The 15,897-nt window shown below is 64.4% G+C and carries 17 protein-coding genes and 1 tRNA gene; 8 read left to right on the top strand and 10 right to left on the bottom strand.

What is annotated here, in order from left to right:
• Positions 1–92: 92 nt before the first annotated feature.
• Positions 93–1,004: a LysR substrate-binding domain-containing protein gene (locus ACQY5B_RS24895; protein WP_420326881.1), complete on the bottom strand. Its 912-nt coding sequence runs from the start codon at positions 1,002–1,004 to the stop codon at positions 93–95.
• Between the two features lie 107 nt (positions 1,005–1,111).
• On the opposite strand from ACQY5B_RS24895, the gene ACQY5B_RS24890 reads away from it, so the two are divergent.
• The gene (locus ACQY5B_RS24890) at positions 1,112–1,660 is read left to right on the top strand and encodes a DUF6647 family protein (protein ID WP_420326882.1); all 549 of its coding nucleotides are present in this window, start codon (positions 1,112–1,114) and stop codon (positions 1,658–1,660) included.
• 77 nt (positions 1,661–1,737) lie between these two features.
• On the opposite strand, the gene nusG is transcribed toward ACQY5B_RS24890, so the two are convergent.
• Together nusG and secE are read right to left on the bottom strand one after the other, a co-directional pair.
• On the bottom strand, positions 1,738–2,271 hold the full coding sequence (nusG, locus tag ACQY5B_RS24885; RefSeq protein ID WP_305972271.1) for a transcription termination/antitermination protein NusG: 534 nt from the start codon (positions 2,269–2,271) through the stop codon (positions 1,738–1,740).
• 146 nt (positions 2,272–2,417) lie between these two features.
• On the bottom strand, positions 2,418–2,621 hold the full coding sequence (secE, locus tag ACQY5B_RS24880) for a preprotein translocase subunit SecE (protein ID WP_305972272.1): 204 nt from the start codon (positions 2,619–2,621) through the stop codon (positions 2,418–2,420).
• 310 nt (positions 2,622–2,931) lie between these two features.
• Between secE and ACQY5B_RS24875 the strand changes: the two genes are divergently transcribed.
• On the top strand, positions 2,932–3,351 hold the full coding sequence (locus tag ACQY5B_RS24875; RefSeq protein WP_420326883.1) for a hypothetical protein: 420 nt from the start codon (positions 2,932–2,934) through the stop codon (positions 3,349–3,351).
• Positions 3,352–3,494: 143 nt separating this feature from the next.
• Here ACQY5B_RS24875 and ACQY5B_RS24870 read toward each other — a convergent pair.
• Positions 3,495–3,570: transfer RNA gene (locus ACQY5B_RS24870), tRNA-Trp, on the bottom strand.
• A gap of 464 nt (positions 3,571–4,034) precedes the next feature.
• Here ACQY5B_RS24870 and ACQY5B_RS24865 point away from each other — a divergent pair.
• Positions 4,035–4,256 carry a hypothetical protein gene (locus tag ACQY5B_RS24865; RefSeq protein ID WP_305971657.1) on the top strand — a complete coding sequence of 74 codons (222 nt, stop codon included), beginning with the start codon at positions 4,035–4,037 and terminating at the stop codon, positions 4,254–4,256.
• Positions 4,257–4,306: 50 nt separating this feature from the next.
• Entirely contained in the window at positions 4,307–4,528 is a 222-nt protein-coding gene (locus ACQY5B_RS24860; RefSeq protein ID WP_305971657.1) for a hypothetical protein, read from the top strand.
• Between the two features lie 216 nt (positions 4,529–4,744).
• On the opposite strand, the gene tuf is transcribed toward ACQY5B_RS24860, so the two are convergent.
• Positions 4,745–5,920, bottom strand: a complete 1,176-nt coding sequence (tuf, locus tag ACQY5B_RS24855) for an elongation factor Tu (RefSeq protein WP_420326874.1) — start codon at positions 5,918–5,920, stop codon at positions 4,745–4,747.
• 134 nt (positions 5,921–6,054) lie between these two features.
• A complete protein-coding gene (locus ACQY5B_RS24850; protein WP_305971659.1) occupies positions 6,055–6,618 on the bottom strand; it encodes a hypothetical protein in 564 nt (187 codons plus the stop codon).
• Positions 6,619–6,737: 119 nt separating this feature from the next.
• Between ACQY5B_RS24850 and ACQY5B_RS24845 the strand changes: the two genes are divergently transcribed.
• Positions 6,738–8,108 carry a cytochrome P450 gene (locus ACQY5B_RS24845; protein ID WP_420326884.1) on the top strand — a complete coding sequence of 457 codons (1,371 nt, stop codon included), beginning with the start codon at positions 6,738–6,740 and terminating at the stop codon, positions 8,106–8,108.
• A 36-nt stretch (positions 8,109–8,144) separates the two neighbouring features.
• Here ACQY5B_RS24845 and ACQY5B_RS24840 read toward each other — a convergent pair whose 3' ends face one another.
• From ACQY5B_RS24840 to ACQY5B_RS24825, 4 genes are all read right to left on the bottom strand, one after another.
• Entirely contained in the window at positions 8,145–8,720 is a 576-nt protein-coding gene (locus ACQY5B_RS24840; RefSeq protein WP_420326885.1) for a cob(I)yrinic acid a,c-diamide adenosyltransferase, read from the bottom strand.
• 1 nt (position 8,721) lies between these two features.
• Positions 8,722–8,922 (bottom strand): twin transmembrane helix small protein, encoded by a 201-nt coding sequence (locus ACQY5B_RS24835; RefSeq protein ID WP_043137474.1) that lies wholly within the window; start codon positions 8,920–8,922, stop codon positions 8,722–8,724.
• 63 nt (positions 8,923–8,985) lie between these two features.
• Complete coding sequence (locus tag ACQY5B_RS24830; RefSeq protein WP_420326886.1) at positions 8,986–9,816, bottom strand: SDR family NAD(P)-dependent oxidoreductase; 831 nt, start codon at positions 9,814–9,816, stop codon at positions 8,986–8,988.
• A gap of 67 nt (positions 9,817–9,883) precedes the next feature.
• Complete coding sequence (locus tag ACQY5B_RS24825; RefSeq protein ID WP_306043528.1) at positions 9,884–10,690, bottom strand: SH3 domain-containing protein; 807 nt, start codon at positions 10,688–10,690, stop codon at positions 9,884–9,886.
• 135 nt (positions 10,691–10,825) lie between these two features.
• On the opposite strand from ACQY5B_RS24825, the gene ACQY5B_RS24820 reads away from it, so the two are divergent.
• The 3 genes from ACQY5B_RS24820 (at position 10,826) to ACQY5B_RS24810 (ending at position 15,889) form a co-directional block, all read left to right on the top strand.
• Positions 10,826–13,249, top strand: coding sequence for a DNA topoisomerase IV subunit A (locus ACQY5B_RS24820; protein ID WP_305971664.1), 2,424 nt, complete (start codon positions 10,826–10,828; stop codon positions 13,247–13,249).
• A gap of 304 nt (positions 13,250–13,553) precedes the next feature.
• Complete coding sequence (locus tag ACQY5B_RS24815; protein ID WP_420326887.1) at positions 13,554–14,774, top strand: YjgN family protein; 1,221 nt, start codon at positions 13,554–13,556, stop codon at positions 14,772–14,774.
• Positions 14,774–15,889 carry a M48 family metallopeptidase gene (locus ACQY5B_RS24810; protein WP_420326888.1) on the top strand — a complete coding sequence of 372 codons (1,116 nt, stop codon included), beginning with the start codon at positions 14,774–14,776 and terminating at the stop codon, positions 15,887–15,889. The genes ACQY5B_RS24815 and ACQY5B_RS24810 overlap by 1 nt, the downstream gene beginning before the upstream one ends.
• Positions 15,890–15,897 lie beyond the last annotated feature (8 nt).

Genomic DNA, 15,897 nt, shown 5'->3' with positions numbered 1-15,897 from the left:
TGCGTTGTGAATGCGAAGCGGCGTCAATTCGACCTCGGGCGGACCTGTGCGCCCCTTGAATGCGTCACCCCGGGCCGAAGCGCAATCCCGCGCTACTCGGCCGCCGCCACCCGCCTTGGCCTTGGCATGTCTTCTGCCGCCTCGGCAAAGATCCAGTCCCGGAATTCCCGGATCATGGGATCCCCGGCTTTCGACTCGGGGTAGGCCACGGAATAGATGACGACAGGCATCGTCACGGTATCGAACAACCGCACCAACCGCCCGGAATCCAGCGTTCCGCGAACCATGGCATCATAGGCCAGGGACACGCCCTGCCCCTGTTCGGCGGCGGTGGTCGCGAATTCGCAATTCGGGAACACGGGCCCCCGAGGCATCTGCGGCGGGGTCAGACCCGCTGTCTCGAACCATTCGGCCCATGCGTCCAGCACTTCGTCATGCATCAGGGTCAGGTTCAGCAGATCCTCTGGCGAACGGACCCGCGTCCGGGCCAGCAGGTCCGGACTGATGACTGGATAGCGGTGCGATTCCATGATCGGCTCTGTCCGCACACCGGGCGTCAGGTCATCCGCCCACTGGATCACCACATCCGCGTCATTGCTGGCAAAGTCGGTGGACGGCGCCCCTTCGGAGACCCGCAGGCGCAGCCGGTCGCCAAAGGAAAGACGATTCAGCCTTGGCACCAGCCAGCGTGCCGCGAACCCCGGCGTGCAAAGCACCCGAAACGGCCTCCGACCCGCCTCGCATACGGAACGGGTCGACTCCGCGACGCCGTCGAGAAAGACGGTCAGGCTCTGGGCATAACCATGCCCGGTGAGCGTCAGCGACAGCTCGTTTCCACGCCGCTCAAACAGCTGTGTATCCAGATGCCCCTCCAGTGCGCGTATCTGGTGACTGATGGCCGAGGGCGAAAGGCACAGCTCTTCGGCTGCTTTCTTGAAACTCATGTGGCGCGCCGCCGCCTCGAAGGCACGGACCGCCGCGAACGGGGGAAGCTTGCGTCCCATCGCGCGTGAATTCCTTTCAATCGCAGTTGAAAATTCACCTTTTGCGTCGTCCCGACCGAGATCCTACCATTTTTTGCATCAGATCCCAAATTCCGGCGGAGGCTTCCATGTCCTTCACACTGCGCCCCGGCGCACGCGTCGCGTGTGTCCTCTCTCTCCTTTTGTCATTGCCGCCCCTGACCGAGGCCAGCGCGAATGCACGGGCCGAACCGCTGGCCTGGCGCCACGCGGAAACGACATCGGACCTGGTGACACACCTGGAAGACTGGCTGGACGCCCGGACGGAGTTGCCAGGACGCGGTACACCCCCGCAAATCCGGGTGATCGGCGAAACCCGGGCAAGAAACCTCCTTACCCGGCCCGCATCTCGAAAGGGCGGCCGGACACGGGGCCTTTACGATCCCGAAAGCGGCACAGTCTACCTCATCCGGCCATGGGACCCCCGCAATCCCTTCGATGCCAGCGTCCTGCTGCATGAGCTTGTCCATCATCGCCAGGCAAAAGCGGGGCATTGGTACTGCCCCGGTGCACAGGAATTGCCGGCCTATCGCCTGCAGGACGCCTGGCTGCACGAGATGGGGCTGGCGGCGGACGTCAACTGGATTGCCGTCGTGCTGGAGGCAAGCTGCCCGCGCCGCGACATTCACCCCGACTGACAATCACGCCGCCCGAAAACGCGAAAAGCGCGGGACACAGGCCCCGCGCTTTTCGAACTTTGACCGGGTGTCCGGCCTCAGACCTCTTTCGAGACCTGTGTGAATTCCAGTTCCACCGGGGTTTCGCGGCCGAAGATCGACACCGACACGCGCAGGCGCTGGTTGTCGTCGTCCACGCCTTCGACCATCCCGTCGAAGCCCTCGAAGGGACCGTCGTTGACCTTGACCTTTTCGCCCACCTCAAAGTGGATGAGCGTGCGCGGCGTATCCTCGTTCTCCTGCACGCGGCCCAGGATCGCCTCGACCTCGGCATCGCGCATCGGCATCGGGCGGCCTTGCGGGCCAAGGAAACCGGTGACGCGGTTGATCGAGTTCACCAGGTGATAGCCCTGGTCCGACATCTCCATGTGCACCAGGACATAACCGGGCATGAAGCGGCGTTCGGTTGTCACCTTCTTGCCGCGACGAACCTCGATCACCTCCTCGGTCGGCACCAGAACCTCGTCGATCTGGTCCTCGAGCCCTTGCTCCTCGACCGCTGTCCGGATCTGTTCGGCAATCTTCTTCTCGAAGTTCGAGAGGACGCTGACCGAGTACCACCGCTTTGCCATGAGTTACCTTCGATTGTTGAAGCCCCGCACGGGCGTGCCCGAAACAAAAAGGGGCGCGCAACTCCCGTGCGCGCCAACCCTATCGCGGCTCATTATCGGCCTTTGCCGTGTATTGCAAGCGCTTCCCGTCCGTTGTGCGGCGCGGCTCAGGCGCCACCGACCACGGACAGCAGGGTTTGCAGACCAAACCGGATCCCCATGTCGACCAGCGCAAAGAAAATCGCCGTAAGCGTGGCCATGATGAACACCATGACGGTGGTCAGGAAAACCTCGCGCCGGGTCGGCCAGACGATCTTGGCCACTTCGGCCCGGACCTGCTGGATGAACTGAAGCGGATTGGTGGTTGCCATGCTGTTTCTTCCCGTACGTGCGGTGGTTTGCGAGGAAATACGCGGAGAGAGCCATGAATACAAGGCCCGCGCACCGATTGGCGACGCTGGCATAGGGGTCACGCCGGCGTGAGATTTGATGGGAATGTCGTGATGGAACCGGCACGCCCGCTCAACGTTCCGCGTCCGCGCTGCAATTTCCATGACAACCCCCTGTCAAAAAACATGTTTTCCGGATGGAACGGGACGCTCCCCACCCCGTTGATTGCCCAGAACCGCCAGGGCGGCACGCCTTGGCAAAACATGGATCACGAGTAAGGAGTCAGACACGATGACACGCTTTATCACTGCAACCGCCCTTGCAACCGTCGTCGCCACCGGCGCCATCGCGCAATCGCAGGTCGAGACGCAGACCATCGAAAAGTTCTTTCCGAACGTGAATGTCGAAACGCTGACCGAGCTTCAGGTGACGCAGCTGACCAACATCGCCGCGAGCGGCGAGTCGGTGTCCGAGAAACGCGCGCAGATGCGCGCCCTGCTGACCGATGTGAACTTTGAACCGGTGGACTCGGTCGACGTGGACGTCACCACCGGCCTGACCGAGTTCGAGCGTTCGCAGATCAATCTCTACGCGCCGGAACTTGATGTCTCGTCCCTGACCGAGATCGAGATCCAGCGCCTGCAGACCGCGATCACCAGCGGCGACAACAGCGAGATCGACAAGGTTGCGCGCCAGATCATGGCCAACTGATCCGCGCCACCGCTGTTTGAAAGAAGGGGCTGCCGAAAGGCGGCCCCTTTTTTGCGTGCGGGTACGAGTTGTGCGCCCATATGCAGCCGCGCACCACCGCAGGTACAAGTGACGCGCCGGTCCGTCGATGATGTCCGGAAGTTTGGCAGGGGCAGCAGGGTTCGAACCCGCGACCTACGGTTTTGGAGACCGTCGCTCTACCAGCTGAGCTATACCCCTTCAGGCCGTGCCGTGGGGTACGCCAACCCGACAGCGAAATCAAGGGGCCTCGACGCGGGTTTTTCATTCGATTTCCGGGGGTGTGCCATGTTCCAGGCATCTCGCGCGATCACGCCCTGCAGAGAATCCTGAAACATTCGCCCGAGAGTCGGCCAAAACGCGGTGTTCAACATCATGTGAACCCGCTTTTTCGGCCCCTTCTGACCGCCCGCCTCACGCCCCGCGGCGAGCGTGTGAGGGCCTTGAAACCCAGCGTTTTCTGACCCGCACCATTGCCGTGCACTCACGCACAAAACCCTGTCTACTCAACTGTTTTTCAAGAACAAATCGGCGTGACGAAACGCGATCATCCTGTGAGTTCAAATCCGCCAGCCCCTGCCCCAGATAGTCCGGTGTCGGACAGACAGACCGGCGCCAACACAGGGCGGGCCACCCGCCAAACCGTCAACAGAAAGGACACTGACATGAAAACCCTGATCGCATCCGCCCTCGTCGCAACCGCAGCCCTGACCGGTGCCGCGAACGCCATGACCGCCCCCCAGTTGGACAGCGAAGCCAAGTACGTCCTGCCCGGCGCCGATTTCTCGGGCCTCAGCGCAGCCGAAGTGCTCGCCATCAACAACGCTCTCAAGAGCGGAGACAGCAACAGCGAGAAGCAGGCCCTCATCCGCGCTTTCCTGAACTGATCGCCCCTTGGGCAACCACGACAACAACCGTCAACAGAAAGGATACTGACATGAAAACCCTGATCGCATCCGCCCTCGTCGCAACCGCAGCCCTGACCGGTGCCGCGAACGCCATGACCGCGCCCCAGCTGGACAGCGAAGCCAAGTACGTTCTGCCCGGCGCCGATTTCTCGGGCCTCAGCGCAGCCGAAGTGCTCGCCATCAACAACGCTCTCAAGAGCGGAGACAGCAACAGCGAGAAGCAGGCCCTCATCCGCGCTTTCCTGAACTGATGCGCAAGGATGCCCGGCTCTGCCAAGCGCCTCACTCCCGGGCGACTGGCAGAGCCGCTCCACGCGAAAAAGCCGCCCGGACCCCGGGCGGCTTTTAAATTTTGCGGGTTCTGCTTGATCGCGAGTGCCGCCCCACACAAGGACAACACGCAAGGAAAAAGGGCGCCCCGTTCGGGGCGCCCTTCCCTGATTTTGAGCCGAGTGGCGGCGGGCGCCTTACTCGATGATCTTGGAGACGACGCCCGAACCCACGGTGCGGCCGCCTTCGCGGATGGCGAAGCGCAGGCCGTCTTCCATCGCGATCGGCGCGATCAGCTCGACGTTGAACTTCAGGTTGTCGCCCGGCATCACCATCTCGGTGCCCTCGGGCAGTTCAACCGTGCCGGTCACGTCGGTGGTGCGGAAGTAGAACTGCGGACGGTAGTTCTTGAAGAACGGCGTGTGACGGCCGCCTTCTTCCTTGGTCAGGATGTAGACCTCGCACTCGAACTTGGTGTGCGGCTTGACCGAGCCCGGCTTGCAGAGAACCTGGCCACGCTCGACGCCGTCACGGTCGACACCACGCAGCAGCGCGCCGATGTTGTCGCCGGCTTCGCCGCGGTCCAGCAGCTTGCGGAACATTTCAACGCCCGTGCAGGTCGTCTTCGAGGTGTCGCGGATGCCCACGATCTCGATTTCGTCACCGACGTTGATCACGCCACGCTCGACACGGCCGGTCACAACCGTACCGCGGCCCGAGATCGAGAACACGTCTTCGATCGGCATCAGGAAGGGCTGGTCGACGGCACGCTCCGGCTGCGGGATGTACTCGTCCACGGCGGCCATCAGTTCCTTGATCTTCTCTTCGCCGATTTCCGGGTCACGGCCTTCGAGAGCGGCCAGCGCCGAACCGGCGATGATCGGAACGTCGTCGCCCGGGAAGTCGTACTCGGACAGCAGTTCGCGGACTTCCATTTCCACGAGCTCCAGCAGCTCCTCGTCGTCGACCTGGTCGACCTTGTTCAGGAACACGACCATGGCGGGGATGCCGACCTGGCGGCCCAGCAGGATGTGCTCGCGCGTCTGCGGCATCGGGCCGTCAGCGGCGTTCACAACCAGGATCGCGCCGTCCATCTGGGCGGCACCGGTGATCATGTTCTTGACGTAGTCGGCGTGGCCGGGGCAGTCGACGTGCGCATAGTGGCGGTTGTCGGTCTCGTATTCCACGTGCGCGGTCGAGATGGTGATGCCGCGGGCCTTCTCTTCCGGCGCGCCGTCGATCTGGTCGTAGGCCTTGAAGTCACCGAAGTACTTGGTGATCGCCGCCGTCAGCGTCGTCTTGCCGTGGTCAACGTGACCAATGGTGCCGATGTTGCAGTGCGGCTTGCCGCGTTCAAACTTTTCCTTTGCCATCTCTCAGACGCCTCACGTTAGAGGGGGCCGCCGACGCGCCCCGAGTTTCATCGCGCGCCGTTTATTGAGTCGGGCAGCGAAAATCAAGCACCTAGTGGGCCCTGGCCCGTGTCGGGCCAAGGCCGGGACCTGTCTCAGCAGGCCCCCTGCACGCGCTTTGCATTGGCGGGCGGCGTATAGTCCTCGGTGAACCAGTCGTCGCTCTCCTGCATCTCGCGCAGCCATTTCTCCATGTCCAGCGCGGCGGCTTCGGCCAGCTTCTGCATCTGCTCTTCACGGGTCAGCTGCAGGCGCGATTCGAAGACCTGGATGACCATGATGTCATGCGCCTTGTTGTTCATCTTGACGCAGTTGCCATCGTCAAAGACCGTCACCGCGACATGCAGGGCCGATTTGCCCGGCACCACCGGCGGCGGCAGCGAATAGGCGATGACCTTGATGCCGAGGTGATAAAGACGCTCGCCCTCGAACCGGGTAAAGCGCTGTTGCATCGCACCGTCCACGGTTTCGATCCATTCCTCCGGCGTCGCGTCGCGCGACACCAAGAGCTTGGCCGGCTCGGGTTTTTCGGTCACGACGGCAACATAGCCCAGCGAGAAATCCCCCAAAGGCTCTGTCGGGCCGGCGAGGTCCTTCGTGGCATCCGTGCAGGCGGCCAACCCCAGGGCCAGCAGCAATACGGCAGCGATCCGGATCATAGACATCCCTCCTTGTCGGCGCTTGCGATAACGCGCCACCCGTCTGCGTGCAATCGGACGGGGGTTTTGTCGACCCCCACGCGGCCCCTATCTTTGCAACAGCGACCGTGGAGCCACAGATGACCCGATCATCCCCAGCACAGGATCCGGACCGCCTGCCCGTCCGTGTCCCGCTTGTCACCCGCCCGCTGGGCCTGTGGGACAGCCTGCGGGCCACGCGCGAAAACGTGCTGTCGATCATCCCCGAGGTGGCGCTGCAACGCCGGATCGTTTCCGGCAGAACCGGTCGGCGCTGGCACATGGTGATGGACCCCGGGGCGATCCGGCGGGTCCTGCTGGAGAATCTCGACACCTATCCCAAGTCCCTGGTGACAAAGAACCTTCTGCGTCCGGCCGTTGGCGATTCCCTGTTCATCGCCGAGGGCGCGCACTGGCGGTGGCAACGGCGCACGGCCGCCCCCGCCTTTTCGCATCGCAACGTGCTCAACCTTGCCCCGGTGATGACCCGCGCCGCGGAGCGGTCCGTCGCAAGGATCGCGGAGGCCGGGCCGCGTGCCGTCGAGATGATGCAGGAAATGGTCACCACCACGTTTGACGTGATTTCGGATGTCACGTTTTCGTCAGGCGAAGGCTTTCAGCGCGACGCCGTCCATCAGGCCATCGACGCCTATATCTCGGAGGCTGGCAAGGTCTCGCTTTTCGACGTTCTGGGCTTTCCCGACTGGGTGCCGCGTCCGGGCCGCCTGCGGGCCGGCGGCGTGACCGAGATGCGCGATGTGGCCGACCGCGCCATCCAGCGCCGTATCGACGAAGGCCCGGGCGACGTGCCGGACCTGCTCGACCTGCTGCTCGCGGGTGAAGATCCGGAGAGCGGGCGCAAGATGAGCCTGCCAGAGCTGCGCGACAACCTGCTGACCTTCATCGTGGCCGGGCACGAAACGACCGCCCTGGCGCTTTCCTGGGCGCTCTATCTCATGGCTTTCGACCAGGAAGCGCAGGATCGCGCCCGGGCCGAGGCGCAGGCCGTGCTGTCGGATGGCCTGGCCCGGGGCGAGGATGTCCCGCGGCTGACCTTTACCCGGCAGGTGGTGGACGAGGCGCTGCGGCTATACCCGCCCGGCGGGCTGGTGTCGCGCACGGCACTGGCAGAGGACAGGCTGTGCGGCACGCGCATCCTGCCGGGCGACACGGTGATGCTGCCGATCTACGCGCTGCACCGGCACGACGCACTGTGGGAGGATCCGCAGGCCTTTCGGCCGGACCGTTGGGCCGGGGACAGGCCGGACCGCTATGCCTATCTGCCTTTCGGAGACGGCCCGCGCATCTGCATCGGGGCCAGTTTCGCCCTGCAGGAGGCCGTGATCATCCTGTCGACCCTGCTGGCCAATTTCCGGTTCACACCCGTGAAGGGGCGCGATCCGAAACCCGTGATGATCCTGACCCTGAGGCCTGAAGGCGGCGTCTGGCTGGAGGCAGAGCGGGTTCTCTAGACACACGCTCCACCAAGCTCGCAAAGGACACCGGTCTTACGACCGGTTCGCGCCCGGAACCCACAAGACATCCGCCTTGCCGTCGTCATTGGCGATCCGCGACGCAACAAAGAACCAGTCGGACAGGCGGTTGAGGTATTTGACCGCTTCCGGGTTCACCGTCTCCATAGTGGCCAGTTCCACCACGAAACGTTCCGCCCGGCGGGCCACCGTCCGACAATGGTGCAGATGCGCCGCAAGGGCCGTGCCGCCGGGCAGGATGAAGCTCCGCAGCGGCTCCAGCCGTGCGTTCATCCCGTCGATTTCGGTCTCAAGCCGCGTCACCTGGCTCGCGTCCATGCGCAGCGGCGGATATTCCCGCTCGGCGTCCTTTTCCATGTCGGGCGTGCACAGGTCCGCGCCCAGGTCGAACAGGTCGTTCTGGATGCGGCTCAGCTGGCCCTCTAGCTCCCCTTCGGCCTGCAGACGTGCCAGCCCGACGACCGAATTCAGCTCGTCCACCGTGCCATAGGCCGTCACCCGCGTGGAAAACTTCGCCACGCGCGCGCCATTGCCCAGCGCGGTTTCCCCGGCATCGCCGGTCTTTGTGTAGATCTTGCTCAGAACAACCATGTCATTTCCCCCGGATCCAGACGAACGCCAGGATCAGAATCACCGCGATGAACTGCGCCGCGATCCGCCAGCGCATCACCTTGTTTGCGTGTTTCCTGTTGAATTCTCCACCCTTGGCAAAGGTCCCGATGCCGAAAAGCAGAATGCCGAGCACCACCAGAACGGCGACACCGACGACGATGAACAATGGATCCTTGGCCATGATATCTCCCGGGTTTTGCGTCTCACATAGCGGACATGTTCGAAAAGGCGACAGGGCGTAGAGTCACCCCTTGGCCACCAGCCAGTCCATCGCCCGGGTCGGCAACAGACGCCGCAAGCCACCCATCAACCAGGTCGCGGTGGTGATGTAGTAGCGCGGGCGCGGGCGCGGGCTTTCCAGAGCGTGGACCAGTTTCGCGGTCACCGCCGATGGCGGCAGTTCAAAGGTATCCGGCCCGCGATCCTCGTACAGGCGTTTCAGCAGCTTCGACTCGTACTGGGCCCTGCGCGGGCTGGTCTGCCAGTCGATCCAGCGTTCGAAATGCGGGATCGCGTTGACCCGGATCCTTGACGTCACCGGCCCGGTGTTCAGCGTGACCACATGGATCGGCGTGTCGCGCATCTCGATTCTCAGGGTGTCGGTCAGGGCTTCGGTGGCGTGCTTGGTGGCATTGTAGGCGGACCGCCACGGCGCCACGACAAGGCCCAGAACCGAACCGTGATTGACGATCCGCCCATGCCCCTGCGCCCGCATGACGGGGATCACCCGCCGCGTCAGGTCATGCCAGCCAAAGACATTCGCCTCGAAGATCTCGCGCAGCGCCTGGACCGGCAGATCCTCCGAGGCGCCCGGCATGGCATAGGCACCATTGTTGAACAGCGCGTCCAGCGTACCGCCCGTGGCGGCCAGGACCTCGTCCAGAGCGGAGGAGACGCTGGCGGGGTCAGTGTAGTCCAGCCGCGGGCTTTCGAACCCCTCGGCGCGCAGCCTTTCGCAATCCGCCTCTTGCCGGCAGGCGGCAAAGACACGCCAGCCGCGCGCCTTCAGCCCGTGCGCCGCGTCGTACCCGATGCCAGAGGAACAGCCGGTGATGAGAATGCTGCGTGTCGTCATGGGCGCGATTTAGGACAGGCCGACGGCAAATGAAAGCGCGTCCGACCAGCGCGCCCCAGCCCGCAACCTAGTCCGCCGCCTCGAGGAAATCGTCGGACATCCAGCCGGTCGCCTCGTCAAGCCCACTCAGCACCCGCAGCCTGACCCAGCCATCGCCGGTGTCGTCCAGCACCTCGACCTCGTCGCCCTCGAACAGCTGGGTGATCACATCATAGCTGGTCGCCGGTCCATCGCGCAGGTTCACCCGCGTGCCGGTCACGATACGCAGGTCACGCTCGTCCGGCGCCACCACGGGCGCCGCGCCATCGCCCACCCGCGATCCCAGCGGCGCACCATCGCCCAGGCCCGCGATCTGCGGAATCGGGTCTTCCGGCCCAACGGACTCGGGGATTACGCCCGGCCCCAGCGCATCCGCTAGCGAACGCGCGAGTTCATCAGCCGGCTCCGCCGCATCGGGCGCTGGCGGCGGTGTGTTGTCCTTGACGATCGCATCGGCCAGTGCGGCGGCGATCTCGTCCTCTGGGTCGGGACTCGCGGCCTCCGGCGCGGGGGTCACGACCTGCGATGCGGGATCGGCAACCTCCGGCTCGGGCTCGGGCGCGCGGACGGTCTTGGACGGCAGCGGATCGCGCGGCGCAAGCGAGCTGACCCGCGGCTCTGCGGCGGGTTCCGGCGCGGGATCGGGGCGGCGCGCGGTCAGGGAATTGTCCAGCGGGCGTACCTGCGGCGTGCTCGGTCTCACGTCCGCCAGGATGGTAACGCCATGCTCTCCGGGTTCGAAATCGCTGCCCCCCGAGAGCTGCCACCAGGCCACGCCCAACAGCAGAAAGGTCATCAGCATCGTGCCGCGGACAATCATTCCCCAGGTCTCCATTCAGTCACCGCCCCACCGACCGGGCGGCATCGTCCGTTGATAGCCGATTTGACGCGCCCCTCGTAGGGTCTTCGGCGCTGTTTTTTCCCATCCGGCGGCTTGCCGCTGCGATGTGGCGCAGGTATCACCACATCTATGGACGAGGACGCCGATATCCCCAACATGCCCGAACGCGATCAAGCAGAGCCATTGCGGCGCGCCATCGGCGACCGTTACCTGACCTATGCGCTCAGCACGATCATGCACAGGGCGCTGCCCGATGCCCGCGACGGGTTGAAGCCGGTGCACCGGCGTATCCTGTATGCAATGCGCAGGCTGCGGTTGAGTTCCACCGGAGGCTTCCTGAAATCCGCCAAGATCAGCGGCGACACCATGGGGGATTTCCACCCGCACGGCGACGCGGCGATCTATGACGCGATGGCGCGCCTGGCGCAGGATTTCACCATTCGTTACCCGCTGGTCGACGGCCAGGGCAACTTTGGCAACATCGACGGCGACAACCCGGCTGCCTCGCGCTACACCGAGGCGCGCATGACCATCATGGCCGAGGCGCTGCTCGAAGGGCTGGACGAAAACTCCGTCGACTTCCGGCCCAACTACGACGGCCGCCTGATGGAACCCTCGGTCCTGCCGGCCTCCTACCCCAACCTGCTGGCCAATGGCTCTTCGGGCATCGCGGTGGGCATGGCGACCAATATCCCGCCGCACAACATCGTCGAGCTGATCAATGCCTCCCTGCACCTGATCAAGTCTCCGAACGCGGTGGACGACACGCTGCTGCAATATGTCCCCGGCCCCGATTTCCCGACGGGCGGCGTCATCGTGGAACCGCCCGAGAACATCGCAACGGCCTATCGCACCGGCCGCGGCAGCATCCGGCTGCGCGCCCGCTGGCACATCGAGGATCTTGGCCGCGGCACCTGGCAGGTTGTCGTGACGGAAATCCCGTACCAGGTGCAGAAGTCCAAGCTGGTCGAACGCATCGCGGAACTGATCCAGACCAAGAAGGTGCCGATCCTCGCCGACGTGCGCGACGAAAGCGCCGAGGACATCCGCATGATCCTGGAGCCGAAGTCCAAGAACGTGGACCCGGATGTCCTGATGAACATGCTGTTCCGCAACTCGGACCTCGAAATCCGGTTCTCGCTAAACATGAACGTGCTGATCGACGGCGTGACGCCCAAGGTCTGCTCGCTCAAGGAGGTGCTGCGCGCCTTCCTCGACTTCCGGCGCGAGGTGCTGATCCGCCGGTCGAAACACCGGATGGCCAAGATCGACAACCGGCTGGAGGTGCTGGAGGGGCTGATCGTCGCCTTCCTGAACCTCGACCGGGTGATCGACATCATCCGCTACGACGATGACCCCAAGGCCGCCCTGATGTACGAGGACTGGTCCAAGCCGCACCAGGACACCGTCGTCCGCGCCACCGATGAGCGCGACTATGTTTCGCCGCTGGCGGGCATCGACGTCAAATCGCTGGACCTGCGCGAAGACCCCGAGGCCATCGCGCGCGGCGTGCTGGCCGATGACGGTACGGACGGCAAGGTGCCCGCACGTTTCGTTGGCCGGTCCGAGGGGCTGTCGGACGTGCAGGCCGAGGCGATCCTCAACATGCGCCTGCGCAGCTTGCGCCGGCTGGAAGAGCTGGAACTGGTCAAGGAACGCGACGCCCTGATGGAAGAGCGCGCGGGCCTCGAGGATCTTCTGGACAGCGAGGACCTGCAATGGTCCCGCATCGGCGAAGAGCTGAAAGAGGTGAAGAAGAAGTTCGGCAAGGGGCTGGACCGCGGTGCGCGCCTGACCTCGCTGGCCGAGGCGGCAGAGGCCGAGGAGGTCCCGCTGGAGGCGATGATCGAGCGCGAGCCGATCACCGTGGTCTGCTCGCAGATGGGTTGGATCCGTGCCATGACCGGCCATATCGCGCTGGACCGCGAGCTGAAGTTCAAGGACGGCGACGGCCCTCGCTTCATCTTCCACGCGGAAACCACCGACCGCCTGCTGGTCTTTGCCTCGACGGGACGGTTCTACACGGTCTCGGCGGCCAACCTGCCCGGCGGGCGCGGCATGGGGGAACCTCTGCGCCTGATGGTTGATCTGCCGAACGAGGCCGAGATCATTGACATCTTCATCCACAAGCCGGGGCGCAAGCTGCTGGTGGCCTCTTCTGCCGGGGACGGGTTCATCGTGCCCGAGGACGAGGTGATCGCCCAGACCCGCAGCGGCAAGCAGGTGCTGAACGTGCGTGCGCCGTCGCGCGCGATGGTCTGCAAACCCGTCGATGGCGATCACGTTGCGGTGGTTGGCGAGAACCGCAAGGTGCTGGTCTTTGCGCTAGAAGAACTGCCCGAGATGGGCCGCGGCAAGGGTGTGCGCCTGCAAAAGTACAAGGACGGCGGGCTGTCGGACGCGCGGACCTTTACCCTGGCCGAGGGCCTGAGCTGGCAAGATCCGGCGGGGCGGACCCGGACCGAAACGGCGCTGGAGGAATGGACCGGCAAGCGCGCAGGGACGGGCCGCATGGCGCCGCGCGGCTTCCCGCGGGACAACAAGTTCACCTGACCCGTTTCGCGCGCGAAACATTACGCCTTAACAATAGGTTAACCAGACGACACCTTTCCAGGCCCGTGCAGTCCCGGGTGCAGGAACACCGTAAATGCGTCCTTGGGCCAAGCCTGCTCTGGCGGGATCAGGGCGGGCACCTTCGCTCGCAAGCACACCCGCCGCAGTGTTCTGACGTTAATCAGCCACAGCGCCCGAAGGGCAGGCATTCCCGACTTTACGCCTCTTTGCACTGGCAGCATCCTAGCGCCATGTTCCGCGCACCCGCTCCTGCGTCCGTTTCCGCCAAAGAAAGACAAGCAAAATGCATACCGATCAAGATTTGATGGACATCCGCTATACCGGCGAAAAAGGCCCATTGTTCGGCCTCGCCTTGAAAACCGGCCTTCTGACCGTCGTAACGCTGGGCATCTACCGGTTCTGGCAAAAAACCCGCATCCGCAAGTACATCTGGTCCTCGGTCGACGCCGGGGGCGACACCTTCGAATACACCGGCACCGGGGTCGAGAAGTTCCTCGGCTTCCTCGTCGCCATCGTCTTTCTGGCGATCTACGTCGGCATCATCCAGATGGTGCTGTTCTACGCCGGACTGAACATCATGGTCGATCCGGAAACCGCCTCGACACAGGAGGCCATCGCGCAGGTCGCGGCGATCTACATCACCTTCTTCGCGGTGCTGCCCTTTGTCCTGTACGCCATGTACCGCGCCCGCCGCTACAAGATGGCCCGCACCCGCTGGCGCGGCATCCGCTTCGGCATGGAAAAGGGCGCCTGGGGCTACGTCCTGCGCGCCATCGGCTATGGCCTGCTGGCCGCGATCACGCTGGGGATCCTGCTGCCGCTGCAGACCTTCAAGTTGGAAAAATACATGGCCGACCGCAGCTACTACGGCAGCGCGCGGTTCCACCAGGAAGGCAAGTGGAGCGACCTCTACAAGGCCATGACCCATATCCTGATCGCCATCGGCATCATGGTCGTCAGCGGCATCGCCCTGGCCGGCGCCGCCAGCGGCGAGACCGTCGGACTGGCCGTCATGGGCGGGATCGGCATCTTTGTCGGCTACATCTGGTTCTTTTTCGGCTCTGTCCACTACAGCGTGCAAAGCTTTGGCTACCTCAGCCGCAACAAGGTGCTGGGGGACGAGATCCGCTTTGACGCCCAGCCGCGCACCGGCTTTGTGATCAAGACCTACATCCTCGGCGGCCTGCTGCTCAGCCTTCTGGCCTCGGTGGCCTTCGGGATCGTCGGCGCCGTGGCGGCCGGGTTCATCCCGCTGATGCAGGACGGGTCCGGCGTGGCCATCGCGATGTTCGGCGTCGTCATGGCGATCGGCTATATCGTCGCGCTGGTAGTGGTGCAGGCGCTGAGCATGATCCTGATCACACAGCCGATCCTGGGCCACTATGTCGAGACGCTCAAGATCCGGAACGCAGGCGCGCTCAACCGCATCGCCCAGCGCGAGGCCGAGACCGGTGTCGATGCCGAAGGCTTTGCCGATGCGCTGGACGTGGGTGGCGCGATCTGATGCAAAAGACCGAGGCGCAGTTCTTCGATGGCCTCACGGCAGGGCGGCATGATGTTCATGTCGCCCTTTCCGACGACCGGCAGGCCATGATCATCACCGGCGACACCCTGCCCGAACCGCTGCGCTGGAACCTGATGGACCTGCGCGCGCTCAGCGATACCGGCCACAAAGACCGGCTGACCCTGACGCGCCACGCCCAGACCGACGACGAGGCGCCGCGCGATCCCGCCCGGCTGATCCTGCTGGACCCCGAGCTGATCGCCTGGATGCACCGCACCCGCCCCGGCCTGTTCCGCGCCGACATGCACAAGGGCACCTGGCGCAAGATCGGCATCTACACCGGCGGGGCGGTGGCGGCCGCCGGCCTGATGCTCTTCGTGATCCTGCCCGCGATGGCCAATACGTTGGCCCAGATCATCCCGATCGAACGCGAGATCGCCTTTGGCAAGGTCGTCGTGCGCCAGATGGAGCGGGTTCTGGGCAGCGGCAGCGGATCGCTGCGTTGCACCGATCCGGCGGGCGTTGCCGCGCTGGACAAGATGATCACGCGGCTGACCGAAACCCGCGAGATGCAGTACCAGATCAGCAGCCAGGTCCTTGACCACGATATGGTCAACGCCTTCGCCGCCCCCGGCGGGCAGGTCGTCGTCCTGCGCGGGCTGCTGGAGACGGCGGAGAGCCCCGAGGAGGTCGCCGGGGTCCTGGCGCATGAGATCGGCCATGTCGAATCGCGGGATGCCACGCGGCACGCCCTGCGCACCGCGGGGTCGGCGGGCCTGCTGACCATGATCATCGGCGACTTCTCCGGCGGCGCGGCCATCGCGCTGGTGGGGGAAAAGCTGATGACCGCCGCCTATACCCGCGAGGCCGAGGCCGCCGCCGATCTCTTTGCGCTGGATATGCTGCAACAGGCGGATGTGAGCGCCGATGGTTTTGCCCGCTTCTTTGACGCGCTGGACGACATGCAGGGCATTGAAATCCCGGCTTACCTGTCGACTCACCCGATCACGTCGGAACGGGCCGACCAGGCGCGCGATTTTGCACGATCACAGAGCGGAACTCGCCCGATCCTCAGCGATGCAGAGTGGCGCGCGCTGCAGAACATCTGCCGTTAGGGCATGAA

Source organism: Antarctobacter sp., from assembly GCF_965277915.1.
Classification (GTDB): Bacteria; Pseudomonadota; Alphaproteobacteria; order Rhodobacterales; family Rhodobacteraceae; genus Antarctobacter.
Note: the sequence above shows the minus strand (reverse complement) of the source record. Positions and strands in the feature narration are given on the sequence as shown.

Excerpts from the sequence above, each read along its gene's own strand:
- ACQY5B_RS24895 (WP_420326881.1), bottom strand. The coding sequence starts at position 1,004 with ATGGGACGCAAGCTTCCCCCGTTCGCGGCGGTCCGTGCCTTCGAGGCG.
- ACQY5B_RS24890 (WP_420326882.1), top strand. The coding sequence starts at position 1,112 with ATGTCCTTCACACTGCGCCCCGGCGCACGCGTCGCGTGTGTCCTCTCT.
- nusG (WP_305972271.1), bottom strand. The coding sequence starts at position 2,271 with ATGGCAAAGCGGTGGTACTCGGTCAGCGTCCTCTCGAACTTCGAGAAG.
- secE (WP_305972272.1), bottom strand. The coding sequence starts at position 2,621 with ATGGCAACCACCAATCCGCTTCAGTTCATCCAGCAGGTCCGGGCCGAA.
- ACQY5B_RS24875 (WP_420326883.1), top strand. The coding sequence starts at position 2,932 with ATGACACGCTTTATCACTGCAACCGCCCTTGCAACCGTCGTCGCCACC.
- ACQY5B_RS24865 (WP_305971657.1), top strand. The coding sequence starts at position 4,035 with ATGAAAACCCTGATCGCATCCGCCCTCGTCGCAACCGCAGCCCTGACC.
- ACQY5B_RS24860 (WP_305971657.1), top strand. The coding sequence starts at position 4,307 with ATGAAAACCCTGATCGCATCCGCCCTCGTCGCAACCGCAGCCCTGACC.
- tuf (WP_420326874.1), bottom strand. The coding sequence starts at position 5,920 with ATGGCAAAGGAAAAGTTTGAACGCGGCAAGCCGCACTGCAACATCGGC.
- ACQY5B_RS24850 (WP_305971659.1), bottom strand. The coding sequence starts at position 6,618 with ATGATCCGGATCGCTGCCGTATTGCTGCTGGCCCTGGGGTTGGCCGCC.
- ACQY5B_RS24845 (WP_420326884.1), top strand. The coding sequence starts at position 6,738 with ATGACCCGATCATCCCCAGCACAGGATCCGGACCGCCTGCCCGTCCGT.
- ACQY5B_RS24840 (WP_420326885.1), bottom strand. The coding sequence starts at position 8,720 with ATGGTTGTTCTGAGCAAGATCTACACAAAGACCGGCGATGCCGGGGAA.
- ACQY5B_RS24835 (WP_043137474.1), bottom strand. The coding sequence starts at position 8,922 with ATGGCCAAGGATCCATTGTTCATCGTCGTCGGTGTCGCCGTTCTGGTG.
- ACQY5B_RS24830 (WP_420326886.1), bottom strand. The coding sequence starts at position 9,816 with ATGACGACACGCAGCATTCTCATCACCGGCTGTTCCTCTGGCATCGGG.
- ACQY5B_RS24825 (WP_306043528.1), bottom strand. The coding sequence starts at position 10,690 with ATGGAGACCTGGGGAATGATTGTCCGCGGCACGATGCTGATGACCTTT.
- ACQY5B_RS24820 (WP_305971664.1), top strand. The coding sequence starts at position 10,826 with ATGGACGAGGACGCCGATATCCCCAACATGCCCGAACGCGATCAAGCA.
- ACQY5B_RS24815 (WP_420326887.1), top strand. The coding sequence starts at position 13,554 with ATGCATACCGATCAAGATTTGATGGACATCCGCTATACCGGCGAAAAA.
- ACQY5B_RS24810 (WP_420326888.1), top strand. The coding sequence starts at position 14,774 with ATGCAAAAGACCGAGGCGCAGTTCTTCGATGGCCTCACGGCAGGGCGG.